Origin of the sequence: Chroococcidiopsis sp. CCNUC1 (assembly GCF_023546805.1) — a bacterium.
Taxonomy (GTDB): Bacteria; Cyanobacteriota; Cyanobacteriia; order Cyanobacteriales; family Chroococcidiopsidaceae; genus Chroococcidiopsis; species Chroococcidiopsis thermalis.
In genome coordinates this window covers 899,261-910,613 of record NZ_CP097480.1, presented here as the reverse complement: position 1 = coordinate 910,613, position 11,353 = coordinate 899,261, and the positions used below count along the sequence as shown (strand labels likewise).

The window sequence follows — 11,353 nt, the reverse complement described above, 5'->3', positions numbered from 1 at the left end:
GTGAGGGATTATAAACGAAAAACTTTTCCCTCAATGCTGATTACCCAAGGAGTACCATTCGGTTCGACTGCTATGCCAGTAGCAGCACCAGGGAGTGTCGTCCACTTAGAACCTTGGCGTGAAAGTATTTCAAAACCACCAGCACCAGCTGACTTGCAACCTAGTATCCAAGCTGAGCCATTTTCTCCTACTCCAATCTCCTTTGCACAACCGGAAACTTGTTGCCAACTGTCGCCACTACGTTTGTAAATCTGCCCGCTGGAATTGACAATCCAAGGAGTACCATTCGGTTCGACTGCTATGCGTGCAGCAGCGCCTTCAACTCGATTCCATTGGGAACCTTGCCATGAAAGAATTTCAAAATCCTTAGCTCCAGATTGCTTGCAACCTAATACCCAAACAGAGTCATTTCCTACTGCAATATCTCTCGCACAACCTGCAACTTGTTCCCATCCATTGTTACCGTTGCCTTTGTAGATTTGTCCGCCTGAGTTAGTTATCCAAGGAATACCATTTGGTGCGACTGCTATGTCGCTACCAAAACCTGGAATCATATCCCACTTAGAACCGTTCCAGGTAAATAAGTAAAAATCCCCCGATTCGTTTGCTTTAGCGCAACTTACCATCCAAACAGAGCTATTATTGCCCACGCCAAGATCTTTTGCACACACTCCGGGAAATTGCTTCTGTACTGACGTTGCTCGATCTGCACATTGAGTCGTTACAGATGCTAAACATGACAAAACAATGATTTTAAAAATCGTTCGTCCCAGTTGAAAACGCATAGATGGTTAATTGAATTGTATGATTTGTATGGCGGAAAAATTTGCTATTTCGATCGCATCTTCATAGATCTATCATCAGATACTTGTCCTTGCAGAAGAAAAAAAATAAGAGATATTTTATAATCGATTCCTAGTCGAGTGTTTCGATCGCCATAGCTCCGATCGCAGTTGTTACAGATAAGATCTAGAGAGAACGCGATCGCACTCAATTAAAACTCAAAATGACAAATTTGCGGCAATCAAACTCTAAAATTAATCATTTTCAGGCGATTGGCAAAAAATTAACGCGCGTCTTGCGGATTAGCGCTACCTTACTCACCTCATATTACGCTTATATGTTGGAATATCGGGCAGAGCTATTTTTATGGGCTTTGTCTGGTAGCCTACCGCTGATCTTAATGGGGGTATGGACGCAAGCAGCCCAAAGCGGACAATTCGGCTTAACGCCTATAGACTTTGCCCGTTACTTCCTCACAGTATTTCTGATCCGACAGTTTACTGTGGTGTGGGTCATTTGGGAATTTGAGAAAGAAGTCGTCGAGGGACGGCTATCTCCCCGCTTGCTTCAACCTTTAGATCCGGTATGGCATCATGTATTTTCTCATATCTCTGAAAGATTTGCTCGCTTACCATTTGCGATCGCCCTTGTCGGTTTGTTTTTCTTCCTTTATCCGCAAGCGTTTTGGATACCGAGTTTAGGTAGTTCGATCTTATTTATAATTGCCGTTCTGCTGGCTTTTACTCTGCGGTTTCTAATCCAATATACTTTTGCTTTGTTTGCTTTTTGGACGGAAAGAGCAAATGCGATTGAAAATTTCTGGTTTCTATTTTACCTGTTTTTCTCGGGTCTAATTGCACCTTTAGAGACGTTTCCGCCAATTGTGCGCAATATTGTTCTATGGACTCCTTTTCCCTATCTGATTCATTTTCCTACTTCCTTAATCGTGGGTTTACCAGAAAATGTAGGGCGGGGTTTTTTAATTACAATAGGTTGGTGTGCGCTATTTTTTGGCTTAAATCGTTGGTTGTGGCGACGGGGGTTAAAGCAGTATTCTGGGATGGGAGCTTAAGAGATTATGTCGCGCAAAGTCACCAAGATTGCTTTGCGCCTTTGCGCCTTTACGTGAGATTAATTAAAAGACTTGCTTTTCGTGTAGAACTACTAGAAGATGTAGGACGGCGATCGCATTTATCCAATTTATGACCGATATCCCTCAGCCAGGGCAAATATCACCAAATTTTACTGCTATCAACCAGGATGGTAATTTAGTTAGTTTAGCCGATTTTGCCGGACAATGGCTGGTACTTTACTTTTACCCTAAAGATGATACGCCTGGGTGTACGACGGAAGCAAAGGATTTTAGCGAGTATACGCAGGAGTTTAGCAACCTGGGAGCGAAGGTTGTCGGCGTGAGTGTTGATTCTCAACAGTCTCACTGCAAGTTTATTGCCAAACATAATTTGTCAATTATACTTCTGAGCGACCCCGAACATCAGGTTGCTGATGCTTATGGGGCGTGGCGATTGAAAAAGTTTATGGGGAAAGAGTATATGGGTATCGAACGTTCTACTTTTGCGATCGCACCTGATGGAACTATCGCTCATACTTGGGCAAAAGTCAAAGCCAAAGGTCACGCGATCGCCGTTCTCAATCGTCTGCAAGAATTAACGATTTGACTTCTCCCTGGTCTGAAGACACAGGGATTCTAAACTGATGCTACGTGGTGGGTTGAAACCACACCACTTCGCTTCTGTTTAACTGACCAGAGACGTATTCTCTGGGGGGCAGTCAAAGACCCCCTACCGATTCCACTTAGGTCTAACCCAAGTGTTACCGCTACTTTGCGAATAATATTTGCTGCCGCTTGAGCATCACAATTGACATACCAATTATTAGCCGTTCGGTACAATCCGCGCTTAACTCGCTTTCCTGACGCTCTCCAGTTTGTGGGTTTTTCACCATGTTTGGGGAGAGTGTCATTATCCAAAAACGAAGCGGCAGAGGTATTCGCTTCCTCTATTTCAACAAACCTTATGCCGTACTGTTGGCAGAATTGGCTAATTCTTTCTTTGAGTCTTGCGGTTGGAATTTGCACAAAAGATTGATTGTTTTTACCCAATTTTATCTCTTGCCGTTGTCCTTGGTTCCAGCCAAATACTATCGTACCGATACGATGTTCAATGCAGTGGTTGACGACTAATCTTGCTGCCTTGTTTATCGCATCTCTCATCTGTCGATTGCGCTTTTCAGTGATAGCCGCCAACCGATTAGACCAAAAGCCTTGAGGCTTGTTTTCTTTGAGCGTGGAAACTTGCTTGTTGTACCAGCGATTGAGTGATTTGATGTGCCTACCGTCAACAATAAAGCTAGTACCAACACTGGAAGTACAAGTCAGCCAATTCGAGATTCCTGGGTCAATACCTAATGCATTGTTCGGGTCTATATCCACCTCAACAATATTAGTTTTGTAGATAAACTCAACATAAAAACAGCGGTTTCTTGGCAGTATTCGCAGTTCTTTGATATCGGCAAAGTTCAGGTTTGACGGCATCGGCACGAAGAAACAATCCAGCCCAAACCAGCACTTAACTTGCTTTCCCAACGGGATTCTGATTTGGTTGTCTACCAACTTGAGTGCTTGCTTGGGATAAGAGACGAGCGCAAAACCTCCCGACTTACGATATTTAGGCGGTTTGGGCTTGTCTACTATTTTCCCTCGATTGAAAGCTTGTTTTAACTTTTTGAATGACTCGAATGATTCAGATACAGACCTTAACACTTGTTGGGCTGCTTGCGAGTGCAGTGCCTTGAAATGTTTGTTGGTCTTATATTCTGCTTCTAAATCATACTTACCAAGGAACTTTTTAGTTTTAAAGTAGATTTGACGGGCATAATATATGCCACAATTAATCAAAGAGTTAGCGGTTTTGCAGACGAACTCAAGAATCGCTTCTAGTTCATTTTCTGGGTGCAATAAAATCTGTTGGTATCCGTACAAACGCATCATCTCCTAGTTAATTAATATACAACAAAGTGAGAGCTTTAAATATTAAGATATGGTCAAGGCAGACGGATGGTTAAAACCATCCATCGCTTTTCATCCCAGTCTCTTTAGAGACTGGGATGAAAAGCGTTCCGACTCTCTCGGTAAGGGAACACACACTCATTCCAATTAAGATATGTTAAGCTTGGCTCGAACCCTCAGCTTTCCCGGACGATGACCATGCTAGCAGCGATTCTCTACGATCTCGACGGTACGATTGTCAATACCGATCCACTGCACTTTCGCATATGGCAAGCACTCTTGAAAGAGCATGGTATAGAGATTGATGAAGAGTTCTATAAAAATCGCATGAGTGGCAGGCTGAATCCATTTATCGTGCGAGATTTATTTCCAGAATTCTCTTCTGAAGAGGTGATAAAATTTAGCGATCGCAAAGAAGCAGAGTTTCGCGAACTAGCAGCAGAATTGACACCAATACCGGGACTGTTAGAAGTGATTGCTTGGGCTGATGAAAGAGGAATCAAACAAGCCGTAGTCACAAATGCTCCTCCAGAAAACGCTAAGCACATGTTGAGCGTTTTGAACTTAGAACACAGATTCGAGCGGGTGTTTGTCTCGCAAGAAATCGGCATGGCAAAACCCGATCCTGGACCCTATCTCTACGCACTGGCTTACTTTGGCTTAAATGCTCAACAAGCACTTGTATTTGAAGACTCCCCTTCTGGCATTCGTTCCGCTGTGGGTGCGGGAATATCTACAGTAGGAATCGCCTCCTCTCAGACACCAAGCGAACTGTACGATCTGGGTGTTATGCTTGCCATTCCTGACTTTAAGGACTCGCAATTATGGAAACTGTTGGGTAAGTCGGGAGTCGGGAGTGGGAGAGTGGGAGTCGGGGAAGAGAGCTGAGGGAGCAATTTAAAATTTAAAGTTCAAAATTCACGCACCATGCACCAGTAATACCTGACTAAACTACCGCAGACTCTAACATTTGAATTGTTCCTTTTGCAGCATTGATTTCAACTTCTAAACCCATTGGTAGTGTCAATATAGTGTCAATGTGACCGATCGCCGCACCATACCAAGCGGGAATTTTTAATGGTTGAATGTGGTTCCAAACAACTTCCTCTAGAGTTAGAGAACCATAATCGGCATCTGGAGTACAGTTAGGACATTGCCCAAATATAAAACCTGCTAGTTTATCGAAGATTCCAGCTAATTTTAACTGTGTCATCATGCGATCGAGTCGATAAATATTTTCGCCAATATCTTCTAAAAATAAAATCGCTCCGTTTAGATTCGGCAAGTATGGCGAACCGACAATTGCCGATAGTACAGATAGATTTCCTCCCAATAACCTACCTTTAGTACGACCAGAATTAATCGTTTGAATTCGATATTTGACTTGCATTAAACGATCTGTATCGCTGCCATCTTTGAAGTTTTTAAACTCTAAAGATTCACCCGCAAATAAGATGCGTCGAAAATAATCTGTTTGCTCTGCATTCCAAGAAGAAAAGCCATTTGGTCCATGAAAAGTGACTAGATTAGTTCGAGCTGTAATCCCTAAAATTAGAGCAGTAATATCGCTAAACCCAACAATAATTTTGGGATTTTTACGAATTAATTCGTAATCTAAATATGGTAAAATCCTGCTAGAACCCCATCCACCTGTAATAGGCAAAAGTGCAGCAACTTTAGGGTCGGCAAAAAACTGATTTACATCAGCAGCGCGATCGCGGTCTTGTCCAGCAAGATAACCGTATCGCTCCAAGACATGAGGTGCAAGTTTCGGTTCTAACCCCAATCCTCTCACAGCATCGCGGACAATATCTAAATTTTCTCGCACAAATGTCGCCCCAGCAGGGCTAATAATTCCGACAACGGAGCCGGGTTTTAGTCTTGCAGGTTTGATGATGCGGGAGTCGGGAGTCGGAAGTCGGGAGTCGTAAGTAATTTTGCTTCCTTGTCTCCCTTGTCTTCCTTGTCTCCCTTGTCCAAGTACGGGTGTAGACATAGCACCAATACCAGCAATAGCGATCGCGCTTCTGAGAAAATGACGGCGTGGGAACATTGAGCTTAGCGATTTGGCGTACCAGCTAGCCGAGCAAAAGCACTCTCGACATCTGGGGGTAATTGACGCATAATTTTACCCTTTTCGCGATCGACTGCTACTAATATGACTCTTGCCGTTACATACAATTCTTGACTGTCGGGAGATTGAATTTGATAATCCCAATTGATCCGCACGCCTTCCATATCCGCCATGCGAGTTCTAACTACAGCATCCATCCCCATTTTGATCGGACGGTGGTAGCGTACTGCAATTTCTACTACGGGTAAGTCGCAACCCAAAGCGACTAAGTCAGCAAAATTAATCCCAATCGATCGCAAGCATTCTACCCGCGCTTCTTCCATCCAGGCTATGTACGAACCATGCCAAGCGTTACCACCATAATCTGTGTGATGTGGCTGCGCTCGGACTGGATATTCAAACCAATCGGTAAAGGCTACATTAGGTAGGTTGGTTGGGGACTGTTCTGGTGCTTGACTCACTTATACTTCATCGGTAATAGGTCATAGGTAATGGGTAACAGGGATAGTTAATGGTTAATGGTTGATAGTTGATAGCAACTAACTACCAACTATCAACTACCAACTACCAATTACCAACTACCATCTGCCATCATACTTTAACAAATGTCCACTCCAAACTTTTCATCGGTGCGGTTTGTAATTGCTCTGTCAGTTCGGCATTACTACCAAATTGTAGTTGGGAAAGGTATGAGGCTTCTACGTTGACAGTAAACTCCTTATCTTCAAAGCACCAAGGAGTAACGGTAACTTTGCCATCCTGCAACTGAATAATATCGTAGCGATCGCCATCTGGTCCTTTCCCAATTTCTAATGCGCGTTCGTCTACTGGTAATTGACGATTACAGAGAATTAATGAAAGGCGATCGCACCACTGAAAAAAGGCATAAGCTTCTTCAGCATCTTTCTGACTAATTTTAAGTTCTTTTCTATATTGTTTTTGTAGCTCTAATTGTTCGTCAAGAAACTCATCGAGTTCCGATGACTCTCCCCGTTTTCCTTCATTCAAAAAACTAGTATGCATAGAAGTTAGCATTGTCACCCACCGTCCCCGATAGCGTGCGTTGGAAATGTGCTGTTTCAGCTTGGGTAGATGAGTACTAGTATCGAGAGTAAAGTCTAACGGCGCGCCAGCTGGGGTGAGATTGTTTTCTTCCCATTCTTTTTCTAAATCGTCGTGGTGGGAAATTGCAGCTATAGTTTCGTAAATCCGAGGTGGGAAATCCTTACGTCGCCAATGTCCGGCAATTTGTGCTGCAAGTAGCGCATGAGCGCGATGATAAATAACTTCCCAACCTGTTTCAGTTTGATTAGCAATCATATATCAGTTATCAGTTTCATTGAGCTGTATTTAATTTCCCTCAAGGCAGAGAGTAAAAAGTGAATGGTGGATAAACATCTAAGAGTTACAGCATTTGGTTACTGGTCACTAGTCACTGTTCGCTGGTTTAATCCCCACCTAATTCGACAATCTTGCCAATATTAAAATCTATCCTGATCCAGCCTTTAAGCCTGCGGAGATTGTCTAACAGCAAGAGGGGAATTTGCCAATGGTGTACCATCAAAAACGGCAACGGATCGTCGATCGCGAAAATTGCATCCTTCCCACGCAAGATGTTTTTGCACCAGGTCTGCAATTGTGGAAAAGAGCGAATTCCAGTGAGCCGCCAGAGTTCGTGATAAGTCCAATAAGTAGGCTTGCTGGTCGATAAGGGTTGCAACGGATATATTGTAGGGGCGGGTTCACCCGAAATATTGTTGATGAACGAAGAATTCAATAAACCCGCCCTCGACGTAGAGGTATTACATGTAACGTCTCTACAAAATGCATCGGCTACCCCTGGATGATTATAAAACATTGTAATTGCTGAGTGGGTGCGGGGGTTGCACTCGATCGCGTAAACGTTTCCATCCTCAGCTTGAATAAAGTCAAAAGAAGCTTGTCCGGTAATTCCTAATTCTTTGACAAAATGACGCACCCATGCAAGTATTTCTGGCTTGTCAACGTTTTCATAATTGACTTGAAAAGCCGAAGACTCGCAACAGCAGTGCATTCTTAATTCCCCGTTGCGGACGGTGCTGTGAGTGCAGTATTCCTGTCCTGGGATAAATTCCTGCATAATCCAGGGCTTTTCAGGACTAATCGGCAGGCTATTGACAAAAGCTGCTGTTTCTGCTTGTGTAGCGCATGGAAGCTTAGTTAAGTTTAAGCGCCGTACCGAGTCGTAGGGAATGCTTTTGAGGATATATGGACGTTCCGCATCGGAAAAGTCAAAGTTAATGACTTGTTCTGGATTGGTAATTTTGAAAGATTTGGGGACAGATAAACCGAGCGATCGCGCTTTCTCGGCAAACTCATACTTATCGTCTAACATCTGCGTTACCTCTGCATCGAAGTGAAACACCTCGCAGCAGCCAGATAAAACTGATTTAGCCACAGAGTCATAGTAGCTGGCGACGGGACTACAGACGGGAACGTAGACATCGATATTTTCTTGTTTGGCGATCGCCAGTAATGCTTGTGAATAGCCTTCCGGGTCTTTTTCCGGCGCGGGAACGGTATAAAAGCGATCGACGGCGTTAGAAAATCGATGTCCGGTCAACCAATATTTATGAGTTTCTACCAACACCACCCGATGTCCGACCATATGAAACGAACGGGCAAGTTGCAGGGCTTTGGTCATCTTCCCCCCCGTCAGCATGATGTTTTTGGGGTGAGATACAGGTAAGATGCCCCGGTCACGAAACGGCTTGCTGACGAGATTCCACAATAACGCTGTCAAAACAACGATACAGTTGAAAGGAAAGGCGATCGCGAGTAGAAGTAGCGTTCCCAGATTTTGGAATACTGCAAATATCTGCATGGTAGGGGTAATAGATTGTGGTAAAAGCATGGCAGTGCCATGCTTTTACCGATTTATATGCGCCGAATAATCGTCAAACCATCGCGTAGCGGTAGCAAAACCTGTTCCACGCGGGGGTCAGCAGCTACGATGCGGTTGAATTGGGCGATCGCTTCTCCGTTCGGGGTGCGCTGGTCGGGTGGCAGGTATGGTTGCCCTTGCAACAAGGTGTTATCGACGCAGATAAATCCTCCAGAGGGTACTAAATCTGCATTTAGCAAGAGGTGAAAATAATCTACGTACTCCTTCTTGTCGGCATCGATAAATACTAAGTCAAACGACTCTTTACCATCTGCCAATTTTTGCAATGTTTCCATAGCTGGGGCTACTTCCACAGAAATTTTGCGTCCGTGGGGAGATGCTTGAAAGCAGTCGATCGCAAAGTCTGCCACGTATCGATCCACTTCACAAGCTACCAAGCGTCCGTCTTCTGGTAAAGCCTCTGCCATCGCTAATGCAGAGTAACCCGTGAACATTCCAACTTCCAAAATACTTTTGGCTTTGGTCATGTGAACGAACATTTTTAATGTTTGTCCTTCCAAATGTCCAGACAGCATTTCCTGTTCTAACTGGCGGACTGTCTCCTGGTCAGAAAATCGTTTTTCCCAAGGTTCAGCACAGGTTTTTTTTGCTAGTGCGGCGAGGGCAGCAGATTCTTCGGTAGAAACGGCTTCGATATATGGATCGATGCCTGCGGCGAGTTGCCACACCTGCTGAATTTTGGCAGCTACCTCTAAAGAAATGTTTTGTTCTTTCGCCACTAATTCTAGGATGTGCTGCAATTGCTGCACCAGAATCCCCAAGGGCGTAACTGGTCTTGCCGTATTTTCTTTCTGAGGTGCGATCGTCATGGTCTATACGCTCCCTACGAGTTCGGGTTCTTGTACCATGTAAGCATCAACACCGTCGCCACCGCGAGGATATGTCGCGCACAGTTGCTTGTGTTCGGCTAAAGCAGCATTCAATTCTTCCCGCGTCAGGTCGTTGACGAAGAAGCAAGTCCCGATCGGTTTGGGCATTGCGGCGCGTAGTTTGCCGTCTCTGGTTTGCATAATCGACTCAGTTGCCTGCCAGAGTAAATCGCCTTCTAGTAGGGGATGGTCGAGGGCTAAGCCGATCCGACTCATTAAACCAAGGATGCGATCGCGGTCTTGGGTGGAAATATAGCCGCGTTTTGCTGCGAGAGTGGCTGAGAATGCCATGTCAATATTCACAGCGTGACCGTGGAAAATTGGTACGTTAGGGGCGAGTTCTAAAGTCGGACTCCAAGTGTGACCGTAGGCAATGACGCGATCGAGGTCGATTTCGTGCAGGTTCGGAGTTTCCAACTCGATCATCGTTTTGATCGATTCGTAATTGACTTTGTAGGCAATTTCCTGAAGTTCTGGTGTTGCATCCACATAACCGAAGTGAGTTTGCAGCAGTTGTTCGCCATACTCCTCCAGTAAATTGAAGACTTCAGCGTTAGCAACTACAGCAATTTTTACCAGTTCTGCCATACCGTTACGCACTTGGGCTGTAGGTAGGGTGCGCAAGAAAGAAAAGTCAAGGATGACTTGTTTAGGTGCGTGGTAAGCGCCCAAGCGGTTTTTTAGTTTCTTATGGTTAACTGCAACTTTAATTGCTACTCCAGCATCGATCAGACCGATCAAGGTCGTTGGGACGCGGATGAAGTTAGAGTTACGACGATAAGCAGCACAGGCAAAACCAGCTACATCTGTGACTAATCCACCACCAACAACCAAAACTGGTTCTTTGCGGACTAAGCCGAACTCGGCAAATGCATCGATAATTGTCTCGAAGGTCGCGATCGTCTTATTCGGTTCGGTGATGGTGATGGGGAATACGGTCAGATCGATGTTGTAATGCTGAAAGTAAGCTTCAATTTGTTCGCCATACAATCGATAAACATTGGCATCGATGACGGTTAAACAGCGTCCGTATTTTTGATATTGGTCGGCAATTTCACGGTTGCTAATGTCAAAAGCACCATTAATGCAGAGGAGGCTGAATTCAATCTTTTCGTAGCCTTCAACGTGAAAAGCTGTTTCAGTCGCCGTGAACTTTGCTTGTACTTCGCTCATGAATTTTACCTGTGTGAATTAGTCCAACAAAAATTAGCGACTTGCATGTAGCGCCGCAAGACCAAGTAGATGCAAAAGAAGATCTGCGAAAGCACATTGGATATAGTAGTAAATACTTACCCAATTTTTGACTTCACTTGTTTCTATTGCCTCTAACGACTCGCCACCGTGTTTGGAGATGCGATGACAGAAAGCCTAATAAGTTCGCGTTAATTAGGGTGGCGATCGCAAAGTTTGCGCTAAACGCTACACTACTCCTTCGGAGAAGCAAGCTACGTGAACGCTAACGCAATTTCTGCACGCCCTTTACTCTCAGCTACACATTCATAGCTGGCACTGCTCTTATTAGGTCAAAAAATACATTACTAAAAGCCAAATTAGTTATCTCCTAGTGTGTTCCCCGCTCTGAATCTAGAGGGCAGAAAAGGAGGAAAAAACTAACATCGGCAGATTTCTATTGCGCTTTGAGAGCCAAATGCCTC

The 11,353-nt window shown here is 44.4% G+C and carries 11 protein-coding genes; 3 read left to right on the top strand and 8 right to left on the bottom strand.

Annotation, left to right across the window (positions count from 1 at the left end; genetic code table 11):
* Positions 1–8: 8 nt before the first annotated feature.
* Entirely contained in the window at positions 9–785 is a 777-nt protein-coding gene (locus M5J74_RS04200; RefSeq protein WP_106166142.1) for a tectonin domain-containing protein, read from the bottom strand.
* Positions 786–1,120: 335 nt separating this feature from the next.
* Between M5J74_RS04200 and M5J74_RS04195 the strand changes: the two genes are divergently transcribed.
* Positions 1,121–1,855 carry an ABC transporter permease gene (locus M5J74_RS04195; RefSeq protein ID WP_370143950.1) on the top strand — a complete coding sequence of 245 codons (735 nt, stop codon included), beginning with the start codon at positions 1,121–1,123 and terminating at the stop codon, positions 1,853–1,855.
* Between the two features lie 130 nt (positions 1,856–1,985).
* Positions 1,986–2,462, top strand: a complete 477-nt coding sequence (gene bcp, locus M5J74_RS04190) for a thioredoxin-dependent thiol peroxidase (RefSeq protein ID WP_250015511.1) — start codon at positions 1,986–1,988, stop codon at positions 2,460–2,462.
* Between the two features lie 29 nt (positions 2,463–2,491).
* Here the strand turns inward: bcp and M5J74_RS04185 are convergent, their stop codons facing one another.
* On the bottom strand, positions 2,492–3,784 hold the full coding sequence (locus M5J74_RS04185) for an RNA-guided endonuclease InsQ/TnpB family protein (RefSeq protein ID WP_371934003.1): 1,293 nt from the start codon (positions 3,782–3,784) through the stop codon (positions 2,492–2,494).
* A 225-nt stretch (positions 3,785–4,009) separates the two neighbouring features.
* On the opposite strand from M5J74_RS04185, the gene M5J74_RS04180 reads away from it, so the two are divergent.
* The gene (locus tag M5J74_RS04180; protein WP_106218794.1) at positions 4,010–4,699 is read left to right on the top strand and encodes an HAD family phosphatase; all 690 of its coding nucleotides are present in this window, start codon (positions 4,010–4,012) and stop codon (positions 4,697–4,699) included.
* Between the two features lie 58 nt (positions 4,700–4,757).
* On the opposite strand, the gene M5J74_RS04175 is transcribed toward M5J74_RS04180, so the two are convergent.
* The 6 genes from M5J74_RS04175 to M5J74_RS04150 all read right to left on the bottom strand — a co-directional run bounded on the left by M5J74_RS04175 (position 4,758) and on the right by M5J74_RS04150 (position 10,871).
* A complete protein-coding gene (locus M5J74_RS04175) occupies positions 4,758–5,864 on the bottom strand; it encodes an LD-carboxypeptidase (RefSeq protein ID WP_250015505.1) in 1,107 nt (368 codons plus the stop codon).
* 5 nt (positions 5,865–5,869) lie between these two features.
* Positions 5,870–6,346: a thioesterase family protein gene (locus M5J74_RS04170; protein ID WP_015152878.1), complete on the bottom strand. Its 477-nt coding sequence runs from the start codon at positions 6,344–6,346 to the stop codon at positions 5,870–5,872.
* 130 nt (positions 6,347–6,476) lie between these two features.
* Positions 6,477–7,205 carry a DUF3891 family protein gene (locus M5J74_RS04165; RefSeq protein ID WP_015152877.1) on the bottom strand — a complete coding sequence of 243 codons (729 nt, stop codon included), beginning with the start codon at positions 7,203–7,205 and terminating at the stop codon, positions 6,477–6,479.
* A 127-nt stretch (positions 7,206–7,332) separates the two neighbouring features.
* Positions 7,333–8,778 (bottom strand): ATP-grasp domain-containing protein, encoded by a 1,446-nt coding sequence (locus M5J74_RS04160; protein WP_250015498.1) that lies wholly within the window; start codon positions 8,776–8,778, stop codon positions 7,333–7,335.
* 23 nt (positions 8,779–8,801) lie between these two features.
* Positions 8,802–9,638, bottom strand: coding sequence for an O-methyltransferase (locus M5J74_RS04155; RefSeq protein ID WP_250015496.1), 837 nt, complete (start codon positions 9,636–9,638; stop codon positions 8,802–8,804).
* A 3-nt stretch (positions 9,639–9,641) separates the two neighbouring features.
* Entirely contained in the window at positions 9,642–10,871 is a 1,230-nt protein-coding gene (locus M5J74_RS04150; RefSeq protein ID WP_250015494.1) for a sedoheptulose 7-phosphate cyclase, read from the bottom strand.
* Positions 10,872–11,353 lie beyond the last annotated feature (482 nt).